This window comes from bacterium (genome assembly GCA_026708055.1).
Taxonomy (GTDB): domain Bacteria; phylum Actinomycetota; class Acidimicrobiia; order Acidimicrobiales; family CATQHL01; genus VXNF01.
Map to the genome: position 1 here is coordinate 1 of JAPOVS010000067.1, position 23,659 is coordinate 23,659.

Annotated in this window: 21 protein-coding genes; 14 read left to right on the forward strand and 7 right to left on the reverse strand. The window is 72.6% G+C overall.

Going from position 1 to position 23,659, the window contains the following annotated elements; all coding sequences use genetic code 11:
* Nucleotides 1–157: 157 nt before the first annotated feature.
* The 9 genes from OXG55_14330 to OXG55_14370 all read left to right on the forward strand — a co-directional run bounded on the left by OXG55_14330 (nt 158) and on the right by OXG55_14370 (nt 12,559).
* Complete coding sequence (locus OXG55_14330; GenBank protein ID MCY4104416.1) at nt 158–2,404, forward strand: PASTA domain-containing protein; 2,247 nt, start codon at nt 158–160, stop codon at nt 2,402–2,404.
* Nucleotides 2,405–2,623: 219 nt separating this feature from the next.
* Nucleotides 2,624–6,004, forward strand: a complete 3,381-nt coding sequence (locus OXG55_14335; protein MCY4104417.1) for an FAD-dependent monooxygenase — start codon at nt 2,624–2,626, stop codon at nt 6,002–6,004.
* 25 nt (nt 6,005–6,029) lie between these two features.
* Nucleotides 6,030–7,184, forward strand: coding sequence for a tRNA epoxyqueuosine(34) reductase QueG (gene queG, locus OXG55_14340; GenBank protein MCY4104418.1), 1,155 nt, complete (start codon nt 6,030–6,032; stop codon nt 7,182–7,184).
* Nucleotides 7,181–8,335, forward strand: coding sequence for a glycosyltransferase family 4 protein (locus tag OXG55_14345; protein ID MCY4104419.1), 1,155 nt, complete (start codon nt 7,181–7,183; stop codon nt 8,333–8,335). The genes queG and OXG55_14345 overlap by 4 nt, the downstream gene beginning before the upstream one ends.
* Nucleotides 8,317–8,805: a hypothetical protein gene (locus tag OXG55_14350; protein ID MCY4104420.1), complete on the forward strand. Its 489-nt coding sequence runs from the start codon at nt 8,317–8,319 to the stop codon at nt 8,803–8,805. Before OXG55_14345 ends, OXG55_14350 begins: the two co-directional genes overlap by 19 nt.
* On the forward strand, nt 8,798–9,271 hold the full coding sequence (locus OXG55_14355; GenBank protein MCY4104421.1) for an SRPBCC family protein: 474 nt from the start codon (nt 8,798–8,800) through the stop codon (nt 9,269–9,271). The genes OXG55_14350 and OXG55_14355 overlap by 8 nt, the downstream gene beginning before the upstream one ends.
* Nucleotides 9,272–9,344: 73 nt before the next feature.
* The gene (locus OXG55_14360) at nt 9,345–10,334 is read left to right on the forward strand and encodes an ROK family protein (GenBank protein ID MCY4104422.1); all 990 of its coding nucleotides are present in this window, start codon (nt 9,345–9,347) and stop codon (nt 10,332–10,334) included.
* Nucleotides 10,335–10,345: 11 nt separating this feature from the next.
* Nucleotides 10,346–11,521, forward strand: a complete 1,176-nt coding sequence (locus OXG55_14365) for an aminotransferase class I/II-fold pyridoxal phosphate-dependent enzyme (protein MCY4104423.1) — start codon at nt 10,346–10,348, stop codon at nt 11,519–11,521.
* A gap of 6 nt (nt 11,522–11,527) precedes the next feature.
* On the forward strand, nt 11,528–12,559 hold the full coding sequence (locus OXG55_14370; protein ID MCY4104424.1) for an ATP-dependent 6-phosphofructokinase: 1,032 nt from the start codon (nt 11,528–11,530) through the stop codon (nt 12,557–12,559).
* Here OXG55_14370 and OXG55_14375 read toward each other — a convergent pair.
* The 4 genes from OXG55_14375 to OXG55_14390 all read right to left on the reverse strand — a co-directional run bounded on the left by OXG55_14375 (nt 12,556) and on the right by OXG55_14390 (nt 15,711).
* The gene (locus OXG55_14375; GenBank protein MCY4104425.1) at nt 12,556–13,212 is read right to left on the reverse strand and encodes a GerMN domain-containing protein; all 657 of its coding nucleotides are present in this window, start codon (nt 13,210–13,212) and stop codon (nt 12,556–12,558) included. The genes OXG55_14370 and OXG55_14375 overlap by 4 nt on opposite strands.
* Nucleotides 13,209–14,588 carry a HAMP domain-containing sensor histidine kinase gene (locus OXG55_14380; GenBank protein MCY4104426.1) on the reverse strand — a complete coding sequence of 460 codons (1,380 nt, stop codon included), beginning with the start codon at nt 14,586–14,588 and terminating at the stop codon, nt 13,209–13,211. The genes OXG55_14375 and OXG55_14380 overlap by 4 nt, the downstream gene beginning before the upstream one ends.
* Before the next feature lie 5 nt (nt 14,589–14,593).
* A complete protein-coding gene (locus tag OXG55_14385; protein MCY4104427.1) occupies nt 14,594–15,274 on the reverse strand; it encodes a response regulator transcription factor in 681 nt (226 codons plus the stop codon).
* Nucleotides 15,275–15,390: 116 nt separating this feature from the next.
* On the reverse strand, nt 15,391–15,711 hold the full coding sequence (locus OXG55_14390) for a hypothetical protein (protein ID MCY4104428.1): 321 nt from the start codon (nt 15,709–15,711) through the stop codon (nt 15,391–15,393).
* A 55-nt stretch (nt 15,712–15,766) separates the two neighbouring features.
* Here OXG55_14390 and dinB point away from each other — a divergent pair, with 55 nt between their 5' ends.
* A complete protein-coding gene (dinB, locus tag OXG55_14395; protein ID MCY4104429.1) occupies nt 15,767–16,996 on the forward strand; it encodes a DNA polymerase IV in 1,230 nt (409 codons plus the stop codon).
* A gap of 106 nt (nt 16,997–17,102) precedes the next feature.
* The gene (locus OXG55_14400; protein MCY4104430.1) at nt 17,103–17,486 is read left to right on the forward strand and encodes a DUF3040 domain-containing protein; all 384 of its coding nucleotides are present in this window, start codon (nt 17,103–17,105) and stop codon (nt 17,484–17,486) included.
* Between the two features lie 47 nt (nt 17,487–17,533).
* Here the strand turns inward: OXG55_14400 and OXG55_14405 are convergent, their stop codons facing one another.
* Genes OXG55_14405 through OXG55_14415 form a run of 3 tightly spaced genes read right to left on the reverse strand, consistent with a single transcriptional unit; the run spans nt 17,534 to nt 21,972 of the window.
* Nucleotides 17,534–19,837, reverse strand: coding sequence for a transglutaminaseTgpA domain-containing protein (locus tag OXG55_14405; GenBank protein ID MCY4104431.1), 2,304 nt, complete (start codon nt 19,835–19,837; stop codon nt 17,534–17,536).
* Nucleotides 19,834–20,970, reverse strand: a complete 1,137-nt coding sequence (locus OXG55_14410; GenBank protein ID MCY4104432.1) for a DUF58 domain-containing protein — start codon at nt 20,968–20,970, stop codon at nt 19,834–19,836. Before OXG55_14410 ends, OXG55_14405 begins: the two co-directional genes overlap by 4 nt.
* Nucleotides 20,971–20,982: 12 nt before the next feature.
* Complete coding sequence (locus tag OXG55_14415) at nt 20,983–21,972, reverse strand: MoxR family ATPase (GenBank protein MCY4104433.1); 990 nt, start codon at nt 21,970–21,972, stop codon at nt 20,983–20,985.
* A 93-nt stretch (nt 21,973–22,065) separates the two neighbouring features.
* Between OXG55_14415 and OXG55_14420 the strand changes: the two genes are divergently transcribed.
* From OXG55_14420 to OXG55_14430, 3 genes are read left to right on the forward strand one after another with little or no spacing between them, the layout of a single operon-like run.
* Nucleotides 22,066–22,326, forward strand: coding sequence for a hypothetical protein (locus OXG55_14420; protein ID MCY4104434.1), 261 nt, complete (start codon nt 22,066–22,068; stop codon nt 22,324–22,326).
* 34 nt (nt 22,327–22,360) lie between these two features.
* Nucleotides 22,361–22,870: an HNH endonuclease gene (locus OXG55_14425; GenBank protein MCY4104435.1), complete on the forward strand. Its 510-nt coding sequence runs from the start codon at nt 22,361–22,363 to the stop codon at nt 22,868–22,870.
* The gene (locus OXG55_14430; GenBank protein MCY4104436.1) at nt 22,867–23,583 is read left to right on the forward strand and encodes a hypothetical protein; all 717 of its coding nucleotides are present in this window, start codon (nt 22,867–22,869) and stop codon (nt 23,581–23,583) included. The genes OXG55_14425 and OXG55_14430 overlap by 4 nt, the downstream gene beginning before the upstream one ends.
* The last annotated feature ends 76 nt before the right edge of the window (nt 23,584–23,659 follow it).

Consider the following 23,659-nt stretch of genomic DNA (forward strand, 5'->3'; position numbering starts at 1 on the left):
AGGCCGACCGCGACGGCGAGGTGTGGACCTGGGTGGTGCGGAACCGTGCCGCCGTCACCTCGAGTTCGCAGTCCATCGAGACGGCCCGCGAGCGTCGAGCCGAGCAGCGGGAGGCCGCCGAACGCCAGGGGACCCTGTTCGACCGGAGGTTGGGGGCATGAGCAGTGCGCCGCCGACTCCGTGGTGGGAGACCGTCCAGCTACGCGACGAGATCGTCGACGGGAGGGGCCGTATCGACGATGTGCAGGCGTCGCTGCACGATGCGGTGTTCGGACGGGCCGACGGCGCGACCGGCCTCTACGGTGACGCCGACCTCTACGGGCAGATCACCCACCCGACCGGCTCTCTGGTGGCGTTAATGGCGCAGGTGGCGGTGCGGCTCGGCTCGGGCGGGGCGGCGTCCACGAGGGCGCGTGCCGTTTGGCGGCTCGATCAGGCGATGGGGGGCGGGAAGTCCCACGGCCTCATCGGGCTATGGCATCTCGCCGCCCACACCGACCGGCTGGCGGCGACAGATCTGGGCACAGAGGTGTTCCGCGAGGTCGGGCAGTTTGTCGGGCCGGGCATCGTGGCCGGTGACCTGGGCGGCCCGCGCTGCGTTGTCCTGGACTGCGACAACCCCGAGCCCCGCGAGAAGGTCGACGGCCCGGCGGCGACGCTGGGGGAGCGGTTCCTGTGGCGGCTCTTCGAGGGCGCCTACAAGAAGTGGGAGACCTACAAGGACCACGTCGCCAACAAGGAGTCCCTCGCCGAGGCCCTGCACGATGCGGGCCGCCCGGTGCTGATCCTCATCGACGAGATCATGGACTACATCCGCTGGGCGTCCAACAAGGACGAGCAGCTGGCGCTGGCCGACATGGCGTTCCTGCGGGCGCTGCTGGATGTGGTCAACGACGTCGACAACTGCGTCCTTGTCGTGGTGATGATCGCCTCGGACCGGGACCGGATCGCCCTCAACGAGACCGGCCAGCGCTGCCGGGGCGAGCTGGAGGACCTGCTGGTGCGCAACGGCGAGGCCACGACCGTCTCCGGCGGCGGCGACTTCGCTGAGATCATCCGCCGCCGCCTCTTCGCCGGCCGCCCGCCCGCCGAGGTCGTCGCGGCCACCGCAGGGTGGTTCGCGGCGCACATGGGCGGGCGTTGGGGCGCCGACGTGTTCGCCCAACTCGGCCCCGACGGCGAGCGGGTGGCCGAGCGGGTGGCGCGCTGCTACCCGTTCCACCCGTCGCTGATCCGCCTGGCCGAGGAGGAGTGGTCCCAGCACGCCGGGTTCCAGCGGGTGCGCTCCACGATCCAGGTGTTCGCCGCGACCGTCTACGAGTTGGCCGAGCGCGGCGGCCGCGGGGACTGGGGGCCGCAGCTGATCGGGCCCGGTGACCTGCCGCTGTCGGCCCGGTCGGTGCGGGACTCCTTGTTGGACTCGGGGCTCGTCACCGATCACCGCACCGGGGCGAGCCTGCGCGAGATCGCCGCCGCGGAGATCGCCGACCCCGACCATCCCGAAAGGGGCACAGCCCGCCGCCTCGACCTGCACCGCGAACCCGTCGGCTGGAACAGCAACAACCCGAGAGCCGCAGAGCGCGCCGCCACCGCGCTGTTCGTCTACTCGGTCTGCCCACGCCCCGGCGGCCGCCGCGGTGCCACGCTGAGCGAACTGGCCGCCGCTGCTTTCGTTCCGTCCACGGCGTTCGGGCCGGGGGACGCCGAGGTGGTGTGGACCGAACTGTCCGACCCCAACGCCGGGCTCACCGCCATCGACATGATCCCCGGCCGCGGCGGTCGCCCCGCCCGCTGGACCTTCGAGACGCGCCAGCTGCTCCCCGCCGGCGAGCGGGATCTCCGCCGCGCCCTGTTCGCGGCCATCACCGCCGGCGACATCGAGATCGTCGACAGCGCCGGGGGGACCCGCACCGTCACGACCGCTGCCGACATCAACCTCAGCTCCAACGAACTACGCATCCAGCGACCGGCAAAGGGCCAGGTCGAAGTCCCCGACGTGACCGGCCAGAGCGCGGCAGACGCCCGTGCCGCCCTCCAGCAGGCCGGCCTGACAGTCGCCGCCGCAGGCGCCGGAGCCGCCGGGGTCGTCACCGAACAAGGCACAGCTCCCGGCGCCCGAGTCGAGCCGGGCAGCACGATCACCCTCACGCTCCGCCCCAAGACCGACGACCCGAGGCCCACATCCACCGAGCATCAAGTCGCTATGACCGTCACAAAGTCACTGAGCGACAGCGAGGCCCGCGACGCGGTCTGGCGGCTCTTCAGCACCCTCGCCGACGCTATCGACACCGACGCCTCCCACATCCAGATGACGATCCAACTCACCACGTCCACCGCCACAAAGGACAAGATCGCCGGAGCAGCCGAAGAAGCCGGCCTATCTGCCGCCGTCCGGGACCTCTGAGCCGGTTCGACGCGCACCGGGAGGCCGCCGAGCGGTGCCCGCCGCTGGGGGCTGAGCCGTTCGGGCATCACTGCTACGGTGATGCAGGATCATCTTTCGGCCGATCGTCACCGCGAATGCGGACTGAAGGCCCGGGGAAAACGACATTCGACTCATGGGCAGCGAGACGCGGCAACGGTCCGGCGGGCCGGTGCGGGAGACGCCGGCGGGCGCAGTCCCGTGAGCGGCGCCGCCCGGAGTTACGACGTCGCCGTCGTCGGCGCCGGCCCGGTCGGCAGCTTGTGCGCGCTCGCCCACGCGCGCCGAGGCGCCTCGGTGGCTCTGCTCGAGGCGAACCCCAATACCTCCAAACGGCTCGCAGGCGAGTGGTTGCACCCCCCCGCCCTGCGCATCCTGCGTGATTTCGGGATAGGGCTCGATACCCAGCCGCGGAGCACCGCGGGCAAGGGATTCGTGGTGTTCCCCGAGGACCGGTCCGAGCCGATCGTGCTTCGCTATCCGGACGGATCGCACGGTCTGGTCTGCGAGCACGAGGCGCTGGTCTCGCTGCTGCGTGCAGCCGTCGACGACGAGCCGGGCATCGACTTCATGCTCCACGCGCGCGTGCGGGCGGTCGAGGACCAGCGTGTCACGTTCGCCCGCGACGGCGCCGATGAATCCGTGAAGGCCGCGCTGATCGTCGGCGCGGACGGCCGGGGCTCGATCGTGCGCCGATCCTTGGGTCTCTGGACGAGTCCGAGTAACTGCTCGCGGATGATGGGGATCACCCTGAGCGGGGTGGGGTTGCCGCTGGAGGGTTACGGGCACGTGGTCTGCGGCGGACCGGGGCCGATTCTCATATATCGCTTGGGAGACGATTCCGTCCGGGTGATTGTCGACGTCCCCTTGGGGCACTCAGCGAGGGACCTGGTCGCCATGATGTCGGACTCGTACGCCAGCTGGATGCCCGAAGCGCTCCGGGCGGCGTTCGTCGAAGCGCTGCGGGAGCGGAGATTTCTCGCCGCGGCCAACGCGCTGAGGCCACGCGCCACCTACGGGAGCCCGCGGCGGGTCCTCATCGGGGATGCGGCCGGGCATTACCATCCGCTGACGGCGGTGGGGATGACCCTCGGTTTCGGCGACGCGCTGACACTGGCCGAAGGAAGGAACTTCCGCGACTTCACCAACAGGCGTTTCCGGGCGACCCGCGCCCCGGAGCTCCTCGCCATGGGGCTGTATGAGATCCTCGCGGACCATCGGGTCGAATCGGTGGCGCTCAGGCACGCGATCTACCGGCGTTGGCGGGAGAGTCCCGCGGTCCGCGACCGGACCGTCGGCCTTCTCGCCTGTGAGGACACCTCGATCGCCAGTCTGGGTCTGGCGTGCGGCGCGATGGGGGCCCGGGCGGTCGTCGGGGAGATCCCGAGATCCTGTGAGCGGGCCGCCTGGCGTCGGACCCGCGACATCGTCCGTGCGCTGGCGGTTCGTCTCGGGTGGGTTCTCCGCGGGGTTCGCCAACTCCGCAAGGCGCGCAACGCCGGTGGGCGCAGGGACGCGCGGGCCCGGGAGACCCTGGCCCGCGCGTTCCTGGTCTCCATGCCTTCGAGAGCCGGGGACCTCCGGGCCAGCCCCCCCGAAGCGGTCGCGGCGCCCGACGCCGGCCCGGCGCTGAGGAGCGCGAGCACGCGCCTGTTGAGCCTCCAGGGCGCCGACGGCTCCTGGGAGGGCGAGGTGGTGTGGTGTCCCATGCTCACCGCGCAGTACGTGCTGCTGCACCACATCGTGGGGCGGCCGCTCGACCCCGGCCGACGTCGCCGCGTGCTGCGCCACTTCGAGCGATCGCGCCTCGAGGGAGGCTCCTGGGGTCTGCACGAGCACGCACCGCCCCACCTGTTCGTCACGACCCTGGTCTACGCGGCGGCGAGACTGCTCGGCATCGAGCCGGACGACCCGCTGATCGAGCGGGCCCGGCGATTCCTGCGGGCGGAGGGGGTGCTCGGCATCCCGAGCTGGGGGAAGTTCTGGCTGGCGCTCGTCGGCCTCTACGACTGGCGCGGGGTGAACGCCGTCCTGCCGGAACTGTGGAGACTGCCGCGCTGGATGCCGTTGCATCCTTCGAAGTGGTACTGCCATACCCGGCTCATCTACATGGCGATGGCGGTGATCTACCCGCTCCGGTACCGGGCACCCGTCACGTCGGTGATCGCCGCGGTGCGGGAGGAGTTGTTCCCCGAGGGGTTCGCCGACGTCGACTTCCGCTCGGGCCGGAATCGCCTGCGGGAGGGCGACCTCTTCGCCCGGCCCGGTGTGTGGCTCCGAGCCGGCTACCGGTTCGCGCAGCTGTACGAACGGTTCGCAGGCAAGCGACGGCGCGCCCGATGCATCGAGGAGATGATCCGGCACATCAGGTGGGAACTGCGAACCACTGCCCACAGGAGCATCTCCCCGGTCAGCGGACTCCTCAACATTCTCGCCCTGTGGCTGCGGGATCCGGACGACAGCGACGGCCAGCGGGCTCTCGCGCAGCTGGACGGCTGGATCTGGGAGGACGCCGAGGGCGGCGCACGCGTCGCCGGAGCGAGAAGCGCCTTGTGGGACACCGGGTTCTCCCTGCAGGCGCTGGCGACCGTGCCGGAGTCCGACGGCGTTGCGAGCGCACTGCGCCGCGGCGCCGATTTCGTGCGCCGGCAACAGATCGATGTCAGCTTCGAGGGATTCGGCGACGCCTACCGGACCGATCCCAGAGGCGGCTGGTGTTTCGCCGGGAAATCGCACGGCTGGCCGGTGACTGACTGCACCGCGGAAGCCGTGCTCGGACTGATCGCCGCCGATCGCGGCGCCACGAGCACGACGGCGCTCGGCGAGGCGGTTCGTTTCATGTTGCGCGGCCAGAGCCGCAACGGCGGGTTCGGCAGCTACGAGGCACGGCGCTCGGCGATCGGCCTCGAGTGGCTGAATCCGGCCGAGATGTTCGGCGAGTCGATGACGGAGCGCTCCTACGTCGAGTGCACCGCTTCCTGCCTCACCGCGTTGACCGCTTGCCGGGAGCACTTCCCGGAGGTCGCGGATCCGGCGGTGATGAGCGCGGTCCGCAGGGCCGAGGCCTGGCTTCGCCGGACCCAGCGCTGCGACGGGTCGTGGCGCGGCTCCTGGGGTGTCCAGTTCATCTACGGCACCTTCTTCGGGATCAGGGGTCTGCTTGCCGCCGGCGCCGGCCCCGGCGATCCGGCGCTGCGGCTGGCGTGCCGGTGGCTGCTGGACCGCCAGCGGCCCGACGGGGGGTGGGGCGAGCACCACAGCGGCTGCCTGACCGGCCGCTACGTCGCGCACACCGAGAGTCAGGTCATCCAGACCGCGTGGGCGATGCTCGCCCTCCTCGAGGCGGGCGACTCGGACTGGGCGGCGATCGCGCAGGGCGCCCGATTCCTGCTCGACAGCCAGGACGCGGACGGCCAGTGGCCCCGCCAGGACGGCGCCGGGGTGTTCTTCCGGACGGCCGTGCTGGACTACGGCCTGTACCGGCAGTACTTCCCCCTCCAGGCGCTCGGTCTCTACGAGCAGCGGCGTCGAGCCCGGCTGGGACTGACACCCGCGGCGGGGCTCTCCGGGCTCGTTGCCTGACGCTTCCAGCACCTACGCTCGGAGGGTGACAGCGGGACGCCTCGAGGGAGACGACGCCCCCCCGCGGCCGGCGCCGGTGCGAGTCGTGCGCCGCCCGGCAGGGCGCGGACCGGCGCGGGAGGCGCCGCCCGAGGACCTGCGGCGCGACGTTCTGGAGGTGGGGCGGCGGGCCGGGCTGGCCGCGGTCGGCGTGGCCCCGGTGGAGGTCTTCGAGAGCACGCGCCGGGCGCTGTCGGAGCGCCGGGCCGCGGGCCTCCACGGCGGCATGCAGTTCACGTACCGCAATCCCGAGCGCTCCACCGACCCGGGGCGGATCCTCCCGGGGGCGGCTTCCCTGGTGGTGGGGGCGCTGGACTACGCCCGTCCCGCCGCCCCGGGACCCGCCGCGGGGCGACCGACGGCCCGGGTGGCCCGCTACGCCAGCAGTGACGTGTACGGCGAGCTGCGTGCGGCCCTGGGCGCGGTGGCCCGGGTTCTCGTCGAGGCGGGCCATCGGGCGGTGGTCGTGGCCGACGACAACGCGCTCGTGGACCGCGAGGCCGCCCGCCGGGCCGGTCTGGGCTACTACGGCAAGAACAGCAACCTGCTGCTGGCGGACTCGGGAAGCTGGTTCGTGCTGGGAACGGTGGTCAGCGATGCGGTCCTGGCGCCGGCCGTCGAGCGGGTGCCCGACGGCTGCGGCCCCTGCCGGCGGTGCCTCGACGGCTGCCCGACGGGCGCCATCGTCGCCCCCGGAGTCGTCGACAGCCGCCGCTGCCTGGCGTGGCTGCTGCAGGCCACCGGTGACTTTCCCGTCGAGTTCCGGGAAGCGCTCGGGGACCGGCTGTACGGGTGCGACGACTGCCAGGAGGTCTGCCCGCCCAACCGGCCCCTGCCGGAGGCCACCGATCCCGGCGAGGAGGCCTCGGTGGACGTCCTGGACCTCTTAGCGGCCGGCGACGAGGAACTCATGGAACGCCACGGGCGCTGGTACATCCCCGCCCGCGACCCTCGCTACCTGCGGCGCAACGCGCTCGTCGTGCTGGGCAACATCGCCGACGGCAGCGATCCCGAGGTAGCGGGGGCCCTGCGGCGCTACCAGCGGCACGCGGACCCCATGCTGGCCCGCCACGCGGCCTGGGCGGCGAGGCGGCTGGGGCTGGAACCGGAGTCGGCGACCGCCCCGGCGGGCGGCTCGTGAGCGAGCCCCGCACGACAACCGGCGGCGAACCCCGGCCGCGCCGCCACCTGCTGGTCACCAACGACTACCCGCCGAAGGTCGGCGGGATCCAGAACTACCTCTGGGAGCTCTGGCGGCGGCTGCCACCCGATCGGTTCTGCGTCCTGACCCGGCCGCATCCCGATGCCGCCGCCTTCGACGCCGCCGAGGCGTACCCCATCGTGCGCAGCGCGGCCTCCTTCCTGCTGCCCAGGCCGGTGGTGCTGGCGGAGATCCGCGATCTGCTGGCCTCCACCGGCGCCGAGCTGGTCGTGTTCGACCCCGCTGTTCCCGTGGGGGCCCTGGGGCCGCGCCTGGGGGTGCCCTACGGGGTCGTCCTGCACGGCGCCGAGGTGACCGTGCCGGCGCGGCTGCCGCTCGCCGCCGGAGCACTCCGGCGCACCCTGGCGGGTGCCGAGTTGGTGATCTCCGCCAGCCGCTACGCGGCCGGCGAAGCGCGGCGGCTGTGCCCCGACATGGCGCCGGACCACTACGTGCCGCCGGGGGTCGACGTCGGGCGCTTCGTGCCGCTGTCCGGCGAACGTCGGCGGGCGGCGCGCCGCTGCCTCGGCGTGGATGACGGCGAGACCCTGGTGCTCTGCGTCAGCCGGCTGGTGCCGCGCAAGGGCATGGACAGGCTGATCGAGGCGGTCGCCCGCCTGGCACCCGGCCGGCCGGGTCTGCGCCTGTGCATCGCCGGAGCGGGCAGGGACCGCGGGAGACTGGAGCGGCTCGTGCGCCGCACCGGCGCGCCGGCTCGCCTGCTCGGGCGGGTCCCCGAGGGGGAGTTGGCCGGCCTGTACGGCGCCGCGGACCTGTTCGCCATGCTGTGCCGCAGGCGCTGGGCAGGCCTCGAGCAGGAAGGATTCGGGATCGTCTTCCTGGAGGCGGCGGCCGCCGGGGTGGCGCAGGTGGCCGGCGAGAGCGGGGGAGCAGCCGAAGCCGTCGAGCACGGGATCAGCGGGCTGGTGGTCGGAGATCCCAACGATGCCACCGCAGTGGCCGACAGCCTGGCGACCCTGCTCGACGATCCCGCCTGCCGCCGCCGCATGGGCGCCGCCGCGCGCCGGCGCGCCGAGGCGCGGTTCAGCTACGACCGCCTGGCCGGGGACCTGTGCCGCGCCCTGAGTTGAGTTCCCCGGCGCCTGCTGCCGACGGTGCTCCGCCACCGCAGTGGTTGCTCGTGGCCTCCCGCGCCGGCACAGCGGTGCTGTGCGTTGCGATCGTGCTGGGCGCGGTGTGGCCCCATCGAGCCGGCGCGGCCGCCCAGGTCGTGGCGCTGGTGCTGTTCGGTGCCGGGAGTCTCGCCCTTCTCCGGGCGTACGCCGTGGCGGTGCGCCGGAGCCGACTCGAGCAGGTGTCGACGATGGCTGCCTTCGTGGGAATGCCGGGAGCGCCCCGCTCGGTGCGCGTCGAATTGCGGCTCGCTGCCGGGTTGCAGTTCGCCGCCGGGCTCACCGGTGCGGCGGTTCGCCCCTTTGGCCCGCTCGCGTTCGGTATTCTTGCGGGTGTGTACGGCTTGGGTGTGATTGCTCTCTGGGGTGCGGGGCACGGCGAGTTCCCCAGCCGGTCCCCGCGCGCCGCGCGGAGGCGGGATGGTTGAGTTCTCGACGCGCCGGATGCTGGTGAACGCCTCGCCCTCGGACTGTTTCGACGTCGTCGTGGACTTCGAGCAGTACCCGCAGTGGGCGCCGGACATCAAGGAGGCCCGTGTCCTTCGACGGGACGACAGCGGTGCCGGCGGTCTCGTGGCGTTCCGGGCCGCGGCGATGGGCCGCAGTGTGACCTACACGCTCAAGTACTTCTACGGCTCCAACCCGCTGCGGGTGGCCTGGCGGCTTACCGAGGGCGACCAGGTCCGCCACCTGGACGGTGAGTACGAGCTGGCGCCGTCGGCCGACGACGAGGGCAAGACCCTCATCACCTACTCGCTCGCGGCCGAACTGGCGGTGGCGGTGCCCGGGTTCGTGAAGCGCCGGGCGGAGTCGCGCATCATGCAGGCGGCGCTCGACCAGTTGCGGCGCCGCATCGAGTCGGTCAGCGCGGAGCGGGCGCAGCGGCGCGGGTGAGACCCGCGGCGAGCGACAGCCGGCCCGGGCCGCCCTCGCACATCGGGCCGCCCTCGCGGCTGCCGGTGCCGTGATGGCCGGACGCCTGGCGGGCTTCGACATCGGCGGGACGAACATCCGGGCCGAGGTGCTCGGTCCGGGCGGCGCCACAGGGCACGCGGCCCGGCGCGGCGACCGCCCCGACAGCATGGCCGGCATCGTCGACGCGATCTGCGACATGGTGCGCGGGATGGAGCAGGAGTTGGCCGAGCCGGTCGCCGCGCTCGGCGTGGGGTGCGCCGGGATCGTGGACCGGTCGGGTGTGGTGGCAACATCCCCGAACATTCCCGCCATTGCGGACTTCCCGCTGCGTTCGATGCTGACCGGGCGCCTGCGCCGCCCGGTGGTGGTGGACAACGACGCCACCGCGGCCCTGCGCGGCGAGATGGAGGGTGGGGCCGCTGCCGGTGTCGCCGACGCCCTGCTGGTGACCTTCGGGACCGGGATCGGCGCGGCGCTGCTGCTCGACGGCGAGATCCGGCGCGGCGCGCACGGCCTGGCCGGCGAGGCGGGGCACATGATCGTGGCCCCGGACGGGCCCGAGTGCCTGTGCGGTCGCCGGGGCTGCTGGGAGCGACTGGCCTCCGGCGAGGCGCTCGGGCGAGCCGCCCGGGAAGCCGTCCGTGCCGGGAAGGCGCCGGCGCTGAGCGACCGGGCGGCCGGTCGCGCCGAAGCGCTCCGGGGTGAGCACGTGGGAGAGTTGGCGACCGCCGGCGACCCGGTGGCACGCGGGCTGCTGCGCGATCTCTCCTTCTGGGTGGCGCTGGGGCTCAACAACCTGATCCTGGTGCTGTCGCCGGAGGTGGTCGTGCTCGGCGGGGGATTGTCCGAACTGGGCGAGGTGTTCCTGGCGCCGGTGCGCGACGCCCTGTCGGAGATCCTCGTGGAACAGGGCAGGAGGCCCACCGTGGAAGTGCGCCAGGCCCGCCACGGCGACCGGGCGGGTGTCGTCGGTGCGGCCCACTTGGCGCTGGACGCCCTCGGCGGGCCGGATCTCCACGGAGCGGGCGGGCGCGCTCGCTAGTCTCGGAAGCGATGGAGTTCCGCCGCATCACCAACCTCCCGCCGTACGTCTTCTCGGTGATCGACCGCCTCAAGGTGGAGGGCCGGCGCCGCGGCGAGGACATCATCGACCTGGGTTTCGGCAATCCCGACATCCCCTCGCCCGACATCGCCGTCGAGAAACTGGCCGAGGCCGCCCGCAACCCGCGCAACCATCGCTACTCCCTCAGCCGGGGGATTCCCAAGCTCCGCAGCGCCGTGGCGGACCTGTACCTCCGCCGGTTCGGCGTCGAACTCGACCCCGAGACGCAGATCATCAACACCATCGGCGCCAAGGAGGGACTCTCGCACCTGATGTGGGTGGTGTTGCAGCCGGGCGACGCTGTGCTGGTGCCGGCGCCCTCGTATCCGATCCACCTCTTCGCGCCGCTCTTCGCCGGCGCGGAGATCCGCAACATCCCCCTCTCGGTGGGCGACGACCTCGACGAGGCGCTCCAGCAGCGCTGGGAGTACTCGTGGCCCAAGCCGCGGGTCATCCTGCTCTCGTTCCCGCACAATCCGACGACCACCTGCGTGGATCTGGACTTCATGCAGCGGGTCGTGGACTTCGCCCGCCAGCACGAGGTCCTGGTGGTCCACGACTTCGCCTACGCCGACGTCGCCTTCGACGGCTACCGGCCGCCGTCGATCCTGGAGGCCGACGGCGCAACCGACGTGGCGGTGGAGTTCTACTCGCTCACCAAGTCCTTCTCGATGGCCGGCTGGCGGGTTGCCTTCATGGCGGGCAACGCCGAAGCGGTGGCCGCGCTCGCCAAGCTCAAGTCATACCTGGACTACGGCACGTTCCAGCCGGTCCAGATCGCCGCCACCGTGACTCTCAACGAGGCGGCCGACTACCCGAAGCTGGTGAGCGACACCTACCAGAGTCGCCGCGACAGCCTGTGCGAGGGTCTGGCGCGCATCGGCTGGCCGGTGGATCCACCGAAGGGAACGATGTTCGTCTGGGCGCCGATCCCGGAGGGCTACCGCCACATGGACTCGGTCGGCTTCGCCTCCTTCCTCGTCACCGAGGCGAATGTGGCCACCTCGCCCGGCGGCGGGTTCGGGCCCGGCGGGGAGGGCTACGTGCGCTTCGCGCTCATCGAGAACGAGCAGCGCATCGGCCAGGCGGTACGGAACCTGCGCAAGGCGCTGCCCGCGCTCGGCTGACTTCCCGTGCGACTCGGCATCCTGACCGGCGGTGGCGACTGTCCGGGGTTGAACGCCGTGATCCGGGCCGTGGTGCTGCACGGTGCCCGGCGCTGGGGAGACGAGGTGCTGGGTTTCCGGGACGGATGGCGGGGAGTCGTCGAGGACGACGCGGTCCCGGTGACTCCCGAGCGCGCCGCGCGGATCCTGGCCCGGGGCGGCACGATCCTCGGTACCTCGCGCATCCAGCCCTACAGGACCGCGGACGGTCCGGCCAGAGTGGCCGACGTGCTGGCCGGCCGGGATGTGGCGGCGCTGATCGTCGTCGGCGGTGAGGGGACTCTGAGCGTGGCGCACAGGCTGTACCGCGATCTCGGCGTGCCGCTCGTGGGCGTGCCCAAGACAATCGACAACGACGTCGGCGGCACCCAGCTGACCTTCGGCTTCGAGACCGCGGTGCAGACCGCCACCGACGCAATCGATCGGTTGCACACCACCGCCGAGTCGCATCACAGGGTCATGGTCGTGGAGGTGATGGGCCGCCACGCCGGCCACGTGGCGCTGTGGGCGGGCATCGCCGGCGGTGCGGCCGCCACCCTGGTGCCGGAGCGGCCCTTCGACATCGCTGCGATCGCCGCGGAGTTGCGCAGCCTCCACGACGACGGCGCCCAGTCCTCGGTGGTCGTCGTGGCCGAGGGCGCCCGACCGGTGCCGGGCACCCTGGAGGTGCCCGAGCCCGGCGTCGACGAGTACGGGCATATCCGCCTCGGCGGGATCGGGGCCATCGTGGCGTCCGAGATCGAGCGGCGCACCGGCCTGGAGACCCGGATCACTGTGCTGGGCCACACCCAGCGTGGCGGCACCCCGACGGCTTTCGATCGCGTGCTGTGCAGCTCCTTCGGGGTGGCGGCGGTGGACGCCGCCCACGCAGGCGCGTTCGGCCGGATGGTGGCGGTGGAGGCCGGCAGGATCGCGCTGGTGCCGCTGGAGGATGCCACCGCGGCGGCCAAGCCGATCCCCGACGGGCTCTGGGAGGTGGCGGAGGCCTGCCGCTCCTAGCCGCCCCCGCCGGGCCCGGGCGGTGGTCCGGGCGGTCGCAACGAGGCATAGTGCACCCGCCCCACCGGCGCCTCCACGTCGCCCTCATCGGTGGGCAGGGCGCGGGGCTCGCCCTCGATCAGCACCCAGAGCCAATCCACACCGGGGAGTTCGGTGGCGGTGTAGACCAGTTGGGCGATCGCCAGGCTCTGGAGCGCGCCCTCGATCTGCTCCAGCGTCCCCTCGGCGAGATTCACCTGCAGCACGCCGTTGGTGAGATCGCTGCCGAGGACGACCGTCCCGGCGGGAATGACCGAGGTGAGCCCCGCGGAGGCCTCCTCCTCGGTCGGCCCCTCGATGAGTGCGTCGAGGGCGGCCACCAGGCCTGCGGGTGTGGCCAACTCGCGCTCGACGGGCTGGCTCAGGACCTCACCGTCCACGAAGTAGAGGTAGACGCTCTGGCGTGGCACCGGCGCCTCGGTGGAGGTCGTGGTCGTGGCCGGGATCGCCAACTCCTCCGGGAGGTCCGAGGGGTCCAGGACACGCGGCGCCGGATCCTGGGGCACGCCGCACGCCGCGGCTGTGACCAGCACCGCCAGGGTTGCCAGCAGTGCGGGAAGGGACCGCCGGGCGGGAACGGACCGCCGGAGTGGGGGCCGGCGCGAGGCGCTCACAGCTCGTTCACCGGGAGTGTGACGACGAAGCGGGCGCCGGATGCGCCGTCGGCGCGCTCGGTCACGCGGACCGAGCCGCCGTGCAGGCGAACATGTTCGGCCACCAGCGCCAGCCCCAGCCCGGTACCGCTGAAACGTCCCCCCGAGGTCCGCCGGCTGCCGCGGGAGAAGCGGTCGAAGATGACGTCGCGGTCCTCGGGGCTCACACCCGGCCCGGCGTCGATCACCGAGATCTCCACCGAGGTGTCGAAGCGCTCGACGTGGATCCGGGTGGCGCCGCCGGCGTGGTTCTGCGCGTTCTCCAGCAGGTTCGCCATGACCTGTGCCAGGCGCCGCCGGTCGGCCCGCAGCACCAGACCCTCGGTGTCGGGATCGCGAGTGACCCGGGGGGTGTGACCGGCGGCGCGAGCCGCCTGCTGGACGAACTCGATGATCTCGAATTCCTCCAGTTCCAGGGCGGCGGCTCCCACGTCGTAGCGGGAGATCTCCAGCAGGTCGGCGACGAGTTGCTTGAAGTGCTCGAGGTCGGCGGTGAGCAGGTTGAGTGCGGTCTGGGACCGCACCGGCAACTCCCCCTGGCGCCTGCGCAGGACCTCCAGGGACGCCGTGAGCGTCATGAGGGGCGAGCGCAGCTCGTGGCTCACGTTCGAGGCGAAGCGGGCGTCGCGCTCGATGCGGTCCTGCAGGGCGGTGGCCATCTGGTTGAACGAGCGCGACAGCCGCTCCAGATCGGGGTCGGCGCCCTCGAGGCGCGTGTTGAGATCGCCGGCGGCGATGGCCTCGGCCGCCTCGCCGATGTCGGTGAGGGGTTGCACCGCGCGCTGCGACGCCCAGATGCCGATGCCGATGCCGGCGAGCACCGTGATGGCGCTCCCGGTGAGGAGTGCGATCAGCAGCGAGCTGAGCGTGTCGGCGATGTCGTCCAGCGGCACCGCCTCGTAGTAGGCGGCGTCGATGTCGAAGTAGGGAATGCCGATGACGGCGAAGGGGGATTCCCCCACGACGTAGCGCATCTGCGCGGCGCGGCCTCCCGCCACGGTGTCCTTGAGGAGCGGATCGATCTGCGGCTCGCTGAACTCCACGGGATTGGCCGAGAGCCAGAGATCGCCGAAGCGGATGACCGGGCGGGCCCCGAGCGGTGTGTAGAGGTTCTGCAGCAGGTCGCGTAGCTGTTGCTCGGTCGACTCGGCGTCGATGAGCCGGCTCACCTGGGTGGCGTTGAACAGGACGCGCGCCAGGGAGGTGTCCTCCCGGCGGGTCAGCAGGTTGTCCCGTGTCAGCTCGTAGGTGATGAGCGAGAGCCCGGCGGCGAGCACGAGCGCCCCGAGGCCGAAGACCAGGCTGACGCGCAGCCGCAGGGAGACGCGCGCGGCCACGGTTGCTAGGGCTGCAGCTTGTACCCCTCGCCGCGGACGGTCACGACGTGGCGGGGATTGGCAGGGTCGGTTTCGATCTTGGTCCGGAGGCGGCGGATGTGCACATCCACGAGCCGGCTGTCGCCGAAGTAGCCGTAGCCCCAGATCCGCTCCAGCAGCACCTCCCGGCTGAGGGTGCGCCCGGGGCTGGAGGCCAGCTCGACGAGCAGGCGGAGTTCGGTCTTGGTGAGGTTGATCTCCTGTCTGCCCCGGCGCACGACGCCCTCCTCGGCGAAGACCTCCAGGTCGGCGAAGATGAAGTTGGTGAGCGGTCCCTCGGCGGTGCGGGCCCGCCGCAGCAGCGCCCGGATGCGCGCCGAGAGCTCCTTGGGTGCGAACGGCTTGGTGAGGTAGTCGTCCGCGCCGGCCTCCAGCCCGGCCACGATGTCATGGGTGTCCTCCCGGGCGGTGACCATGACGATCGGAACGTTGCTGATCCGCCGCAGCGAGCGGCACACCTCGAACCCGTCCACGCCCGGCAGCATGATGTCGATCAGCACCACGTCGGCGGGTTGGCGCCGGAAGATGCTCAGCGCGGCCTCGCCGTTGGAGGATTCCTCCACCTCCCAGCCTTCGTCCTCGAGGGCCAGCCGCAGGGAGGTACGAATGCGCTCGTCGTCCTCCACGGTCAGGATCCGCGTCGCCATGGTCACCATGCTGCCCCAATTCGCAGGTCGCTGCCGTGCTCAGGGCCTGTCGGCGGCCTCGGCGGCCAACTCGACGGCGAGTTGCCGGAGGGCTTCGAGGTCGGTGTCGCCGGAAGTCACCGGGCGCGCCGGCGGCCGAGCCGAAAGGCGGCCCCCGAGGCGGCCCGCGGGCCACTCCGCCACTCGTGCATGGCCCGCAGCGTCAAGGAGGCCACGACCGCCACGCCCGAGGCGCCGGCCACGGCACCCACGAGGACGCCCACTCCGAGTTGCCAGCCGCAGTCGCCGGTGCAACTCACGTCCACCAGGGCATAGCCGATGAGCCCGCCGCAGACCCCTGCCAGGAGGATCGCCAGGGTGGCCACGGCTCGTGCGCGGCGTCCCGGCAGGGCCGACCGGGAGGGAGTGCCGGCCTCGGTGCCAATCACCCGGACCATGCTAGGACTCCGCGCCGCCATCGCAGCGGTGCCGGGCCCGCCCTAGCGTGGCCGTATGCCGCAACTCGGTGCGGCCAACGTGCTGCACGTGGACATGGATGCCTTCTTCGCCGCGGCGGAGGTGCTGCGGCGCCCTGAGTTGGCCGGCCGGGCGGTGATCGTCGGGGGAACGGGCGACCGGGGCGTCGTGGCGGCGGCCTCCTACGAGGCCCGGCGGTTCGGCGTTCACTCGGCCATGCCCACGCGGCGGGCGCGCTCGCTGTGCCCCGGAGGCGTGTTCCTGCCCGCTGATCACGATTACTACCGCGAGCTCAGCGGCAGGATCATGGAGCTGTTCGGCCGCTTCACGCCCCTGGTGGAGGCGCTCTCGCTGGACGAGGCCTTCCTGGACGTGACCGGAGCGATGCGCCTGTTCGGCGCGCCGGCCGAGATCGCCCGGCGGATCCGCTCCGAGTTGGCGGCTGCCGAAGGACTCACCTGCTCGGTGGGGGTCGCGCCGAACAAGCTGCTGGCCAAGCTGGCCTCCGAGCAAGCCAAACCCCAGGTAGCCCCCGGCGGGGTGCATTCCGGCCGGGGAGTGGTCACCGTGGAGCCGTCCGAGGCGCTGGCGTTCCTGCACCGGTTGCCGGTGCGGTCGCTGCCGGGGGTCGGCCCGGCCACGCGGCGCCGGCTGCGGGAGTTGGGTGCGGGGACCGTCGGCGAGCTGGCGGCGCTGCCGACCGAGACCCTCGTGGACGCCTTCGGCACGGCGCACGGGCGCCGCCTGGCCGAACTCGCCGCGGCGCGCGACCCCCGCCCCGTCGTTGCCCGGCGGGCGCCGAAGTCGCTCAGCAGCGAGGTGACATTCCCGCGGGACGTCTCGGACCGGGCCGCCCTGCAGGCCGAGGTGGTACGGCAGGCCGACGCTCTGGGAACGCGCCTGCGGGAGGCCGGCTGCACCGCCGGAACCATCGTGTTGAAGCTGCGGTTCGGTGACTTCCGGACGGTCACCCGGTCGCGCAGCTTGTCGCGAGCCACCGCGCACGCCCCGTACATCGCCCGGGCGGGACGGAGCCTGCTGGAGGGCTTGGAGGTCGACGCCGGGGTGCGGCTCCTGGGGCTCGGCGCCGGCACGTTGACGGTCGGCGGCGGGGAGCAACTCACCCTGGACGAGGCCGCCGGGGGACCGGCGGCGGCGCTGGACGAGGCGCTCGACGAACTCAGGGCCCGGTTCGGCTCGGAGGTCATCGCCCCGGCGGGGGCTCGCTCGCCGGCCAGGCCGGAGGGAGCTGAACGCGGGCGGTGAGCACTTATGCGTTGTGGCGGAGCGCGGAGTGTGCGAGACTTGGCAGCGATCGCGGGCCGTCCATCGGTCTGCGGAACCGCTGTCGAGCGTGAAGGGAGCGAGGCCTGTGGCGCTGTCGGAGGACGAGCAACGGATTCTCAGCGAGATCGAGGCGAACCTCTACGAGACAGACCCGGAGTTGGCCGAAGAGGTTCGCTCCACCACGGTGTTCCGTCACGGGTTCCGGAACCTGAGGCGGTCGGTTCTGGGATTCATCGCCGGCATCGTCTTCATGATCTTCACGCTGTCGACGTCGTTCTGGCTGTCGTTCGTGGGCTTCTTGATCATGCTGGCCTCGGCGATGTTCTTCGAGCGGAATGCCCGCTTGGTGGGGAAGGCCGGCCTGCAGCAGATCTCGCGCAATCCCCTCAGCGGCGCCTGGCGCGACGACAGCGGCACGCCCGGCCAGCGGATGCGCGATCGTTTCAACCGCGACCAGCGAGGCGACTGAGGGCGCTCACCCCGGGCGCGCCGGCGGTTCGCACCGGCGCAGAGCGTCTAGCCGGCTGCTCCCCTGCGGCGCACGGCGCGCATGAGCACCCCCCACGGGCGCGGGTCGAGGATGCCCCGCAGCCGCTGCGCCGCGGTCCGGGACGCCCGCAGCTCCTCGCTGATCGATGAGGACGCCGTGGCGACCTGCCGCTGGAGCTCGGCGGGCATCGGACCGCCGGCGAACGCCGCCACGGACACGCAGAAGGCGAGCCGCCGCCACGGCTCCGGCGCCGAGCCGAGCAGCCGGGCGGCTCGCTGGGCCACCTCGAGAGGTGTCTCGGAGCGATGCGGCCTGATGCGGCGCGGGCGCAATAGGTCGATGATCTCCTCCCACGCCGCGATCGCACCGCGGCCGGCGTCCGCGCCGACCCAGCGGCGCCGGCGCCGGCGCTGCAGTGAGCGGAGGCCGGCGGTGGCGGCGCCGTAGAGGCCGCTCGCGGCGACGGCCGCGGCCAGCGCCAGCCCGGCCAGCGCCAGAATCCGCGCCGCGCTCGTACCGTCACCCTCGGTGGCGAGCTCGCCGTCGCTCGGCGGGGTCGGAGGGGCCGGCGCCGGCGGGTCGTCGCTCGGCCCGGGCGCCGGCTGGTCGGGCACCGTCGGAGCCGGGGACTCCAGCGGCGAGTCCTGCTGTTCGGGAACGAAGGTGTACGACTCGGCTCCGGGCGCCCCGCGCCCCGGAGTGGGTTCGAACGCCACCCAGCCGGCGCCGCTGATGTAGACCTCCGGCCAGGCATGGGCGTGCTGCCCGCGCACGCTGTAGAGGGTCCTGCCGGTGGCGTCGGTCTCGAGGGCCACGCCCGGGGTGAACCCCACCGCCACCCGCGTCGGCAGGCCGAGGGTTCTGGCCAGCGTGGCGAAGGCGCCGGCGAACTGCTCGCAGTATCCCCGGCGCTCGCTGAACAGGAAGTCCTCCAGCCGGTCACCCGAATGGCCCGGCGCCACCTCGAGGTCGTAGTCGAATCCGTCCCGTAGCCAGTCCTGCAGCGCCAGTGCCTGCTCGTACGGGCCGTCCCGCCCGGCCGTGACCTCGAGGGCGAGCTCGGCGAGCGACGGGTTCAAGTCCGCCGGCAGATCCACGAAGCCGGCCGGTACGTCGGCGGGATCGTTCCGCAGCGACCTGAGGAACGCCCCCTCGAAGCGCGGCGCCGCCGACTGCACGGTGTAGGAGAGGCCGTCGGAGTCGGTGCGTCCCGCCCCCACCAGCAGCGTTGAGGAGAGCGGTTCGAAGCTTGCCTCGAACGGCGTGCCGAGCGGTTCGAACGCCACGGGCTGGTACGCCGCCGGCAGCCAGACCGCGGCAAGCGCCCTGATCCTGTAGCTCTGGGTGAACTCGCTCACCGGTCCCGAGGTTGCCGCGAGGTTGGGCAGCGACTCGCCGGCCGCGCCGGTGCTCTCGTCGAGGGACCAGACCCCCCCGTCGAAGTCGCCGAGCGCGGTCAGGCGCCAGTAGGACCGCCCGGAACTCCGGACGACGAAGAGCTCCAGATCGGGATTCTGCAAGAGCCGGCCCGGGACGGCCACGAGAGGGCTGAGAACAACCTTCCGCCCGCTGTCCGCTGGAGCGGTCGACGGGTCCAGCAGCCTCCTCAGCGGTCCGTCGTCGAGTGAGGGCAGCAACGCGGTGGTGAGCAGCGCGGCGGCGCCGACCGCCAGTGCCCCCGTCATGATTCCCCGAGGCAGGCGCACCCGGGGCTTCGGGGCGGCGCCGACGGCGGGCCGGGCCGCCGAACGCGCCGTGGCGTGCGCCAGGGCGAAGGCGACGGCGCACGCCACGCTGATCGTGGGGTAGAGGATCGTGCCGTCGGCGGTCCCGAAGGTCGCCACCAGGGCCAGCAGGATCGCCGCCGGGGCCAGCGCCTCGCCGCGGGCTCCGACACGGAAGGCCGCCCAGTCGCTCAGCAGGGCGAGCAACCAGGCCACCGCAGCAGCCGCGACGAGCAGCCCGGTGTCCTCGCCCAGTGGCACCTGCGAGGACTGCAGCAACTGCCAGATATCGCCGAGATCCGCCCCTATTGCCTCGAACGTGGCGCGCCGCGGCAGCCCGTAGCCGGTCGTCTGCGGGTAGTGCACCCACACCTGGAGTGCCGCCACGCCGACCAGCGAGACGAGCGCGCTGAGCGCCACGCCACGGCCGGCGCGGCGCATCAGGGCGACGAGCAGGTGCGCCAGGAGCGCCGCGCCGAGCACCGGCGCCAGGAACGAGGTGCCGTCGAAGAGGCGGACGCCTCCCGCCAGGGTTGCCAGCGTGACCGCCGTCGCCAGCAGTTCCCCCGCCGGCGCGCGGCCGGCCGGGCTCGCCGGGCGTCTCATCGGGCCGGCGAGCCGCCGCGCAGCATCCGGAACTCGTCCCAGCGTTCGGAGATCGATTCGCCGGGACCGATGGCCAGAACGTCACGGTGCTCGTCGGGGGGCTCGTCCTGCCAGAAGCTGCAGATGATCCGTCGAGGGCCGAATCGATCCAGCGGCAACGAGGACTCGCCGACCGCGCCGCCCATGACCGCCAGCAGGATCATCCGGGCGGCGCCGACCGGGAGCCGCGCGGCAGGTCGACGGCCGGCGGGGATCTGCTCGACGAGAGCCAAGGCATCGAGCACACCGGTCGGGGCGCCCGTGGCGCGCACCTCGGCACCGCCGCTCGTGAGCAGCCGGACCGATCCTGACTCGGCGGCGGCCATCACGGCCAGCCCGGCGGCGGCGGAGACCATCCGCTCGAAGATCTCCGGCGTGGCGGCCCCCTCCTCGGCGTCCAGGAACAGCAGGGTCTCCGGGCGCTGGACGGTCTCGAATCGGCGCACCAGCAGTTCCTGGTAGCGGGTACTGGACGGCCAATGAATCCGACGGGGATCGTCACCGGGTTCGAATCTGCGGAGGCTGTGAAGGTCCGTGGCGGATCCCGACACGAGTTGGGCGTGCCGGCGCCGTTCGGTGGCGTGCTCGATGGTCTCCGTCAGGGGCTGGAGGTCGGCGATCTCGGGCCACACGAGCACCCGGCGGCGCGGTACCAGGCGGTGGCGACGGCGCGCCAGCCCGAAGGCATCCTCCGTCTCGAGCCAGAGCGGGCCCACGTCACGCCAGCCGCGCCTGTGCGTGGGCAGGTGGTAGTGGTCCTCGACGACCGCTCCCGACCGCATGCGCCCCACCCGCAGCACGGGTCCCGGGTGGTCGCTCGCATCGTCGAGGACGTCGGCGGGCGGGGCGGCACGTCGCCGGGCCGGGTTGCTGAGGCGGAGCTGGACTTGCAGCGGGGTCCCGCAGCTGACTCGCCGCCGTGGGGGATTGCAGACCGCCCGCATCGGGGGGCGCAGCAAGGTCGTGAGGCCGGCGAGCAGCACCAGCCCGGCGCACACCGTCGCCGCGAGGAACAGTTCCGGCAGCCCGAACAGCAGGGCGGCCGCCCCGAACACCAGGGCGGCGAGCAGCGCCAGGACGCCGGCCCGGGTCACCTGGCCGTCCGATCAGCGAACGCTGACCGGCGGGCTGGGCGTGTCGGTCAGGATCTCCTCGATCACGGCGGCGGGCGTCGTCCCGTTGAACTGGGCGCTCTGGTGCAGGGTGATGCGGTGGAGCAGGATCGGCCGGGCGACGTCCTTCACGTCGTCGGGCAGGACGAAGTTGCGGCCGGCGGCGGCGGCCCTCGCCTGTGCCACACGCTGCAGGCCCAGCACGGCGCGCGGCGACATCCCACCGGCGATGGCGCCGTGGGCGCGGCTGTTGAAGGCCAGGTCCACGAGGTAGTCGCGCACGGCCGGAGCCACGTGCACCGCTCGGACAGCCTCGATCATGGCTTGGACCGAGGCTGTGTCGGTGACGGCGGGCAGGTCCTCCAGCGGATCCCTGGCGAGTTGCGAGTCCAGGATCTCCGCCTCGGCGGCGCGATCCGGGAAACCGGCGCTGAGACTCATGAGGAAGCGGTCGAGCTGGCTGGTGGGCAGCGGGAAGGTGCCCTCGATCTCCTCGGAGTTCTCCGTGGCGATCACCAGGAAGGGCGAGGCAAGACGATGGGTGGTGCCGTCCACCGTGACCTGACGCTCGGCCATCGCCTCGAGCAGTGCGGACTGGGTCCGGGGCGAGGTCCGGTTGATCTCGTCGGCCAGCAGGAGGCCGGCGAACACCGGCCCCGGCCTGAACTCGAAGCCGTTTCGCACCGGATTCCACAGCGACACCCCGACGACGTCGCTGGGCAGCAGGTCGGGCGTGAACTGCACGCGGCCGAACTCCAGGCCGAGTGTGCGCGCCACCGTCTTGGCGAGCATGGTCTTGCCCGCCCCGGGAGGGTCGCGCAGGAGCGCGTGCCCCTCGGCGAACAGGCAGAGCAGCAGGAGCCTGACGAGGCGGCGCTTGCCCTTGACGACCCGCTCGACGTTGGCGGCGACGGCCTCGAAGGTCGCCGCGAAACCGCCTTGGGCCGGGGCGGTGGATGGCGACTCGGGGTTGGCGTTGCTCACTCTGGCAGATCCGGTGTGTACTCGTCTGCAGTCCTGCGAGGGCCCCGACGGTCGTCCGCCATCAGGACCTCCGCGCCCCATTAGGGTACGCCGGTGGTGGGCCCGACAAGTCGCATTCAGTGGCGGTACCGCGCCGGCGGCCTGTTGCTGGCGGTGGGCTGGGAGCTTCTTCGCCGGCCGCGCCTGTGGCCGGAGGCGTTCCGGCAGTTGCCGACCGTCGCCTCGGGGCGGTACCGGGGGTTCCGCTCGGTGACCGCCTACGGTGATCCTCAGCGGCAGCCGGCGCCGGCCGACGTCCTGGCCTGGCTGCGGTGGGCGCGGTCCTTCAGACGGGCCTGCACCCGGCACGGGTGAGGCATCGCGCGCTGTCGGGCTAGCTTGTTGGGCCATGACCCAGGCCCTGGTGCTCAACGCCACGAACGAGCCGCTGAGTGTGGTGCCCGCTCGCCGCGCCGCCGTGCTGGTGCTCGACGGGAAGGCCGACGCCGTGCACCTCAGCGGTGTGGAGTTGCGGTCGGAGAGCCTCAGCCTCCCGATCCCCTCGGTCGTTCGCCTGCAGTACTACGTCCGAGTGCCGTACCTGCGGCGAGGCTCGCTGAGCCGGAGGGGCGTGCTGGCGCGGGACGATCACAGTTGCCAGTACTGCGGTCACCGTGCCGACAGCATCGACCACGTCCGCCCGCGCAGCCGCGGCGGGGGACACACCTGGGACAACGTGGTGGCGGCCTGCCGGCGTTGCAACACGCGCAAGCGTGATCGACTCCCCAGCGAGATCGGCATGCGGCTCCGGCGCACGCCTCGGCCGCCGACGTGGACCACCGTCATCCGCCTCAGCGCCGGCGAGGTTCCCGACCACTGGGGCGCCTACCTGCACGACGACAGAGCCCTGTCGGCGTGAGCCGCGGCGGGGCCGCGGCATCGGGCGGCTCCCCCGGACCCTGGAGCATCATCGAGCGCCGCGGCTCGGTGCGGAGCCTGCACGGGATTGTGGCCGGCCCGGTCCGGTCGCGGGAGATCTGGGTCATGCGGCCCGCCGCGGGAGCCGTCGTCCTCGGCAGCAGCCAGCGCCCCGGCACGGTGGACGCCACAGCGGCGCGCCGGCGCGGCCTGACGGTGCTGCGGCGCCGCTCGGGCGGGGGAGTGGTGCTGGTGTCGCCCGCCGATCTGCTCTGGGTGGACGTGGTGGTGCCCCGGGGTGATCCGCTGTGGCATCCCGACACCGGACGCTCCTTCCTGTGGCTCGGGGACCTGTGGCGGCGCGCCCTGGGCCGCAGTGGGGTCGCCGCCGAGGCTCACGAAGGCCGCTACGAGCCGGGCGCGTGGGGATCGTTGGTCTGCTTCGCCGGACGCGGCCCCGGCGAGGTCTTCGTGGCGGGTCGGAAGGTGATCGGCCTGTCCCAGCGGCGCACCGCTTCGGCGGCGCGGTTCCAGTGTGGCGTGCTGCTGCGCTGGGATCCCGCGACACTGGCCGACCTGCTCGTGCTGCCAGCGGAACAGCGCGAGACGCTGGAGCGCGATCTCGCCGCCTGCGCCGCGGGCGTCGACCTCTCCGAGCACCGGATTCTGGATGCTCTCCTTGCCGCCCTGCAGGCGGCCGGGAGCAACCGCTAGGACATCCCTCCCAGCCGCGGAACTCGACCACCGCCGCGAGGTTCTCCGGCGGCTCCTGAGACCCCTCCTGGTGGCT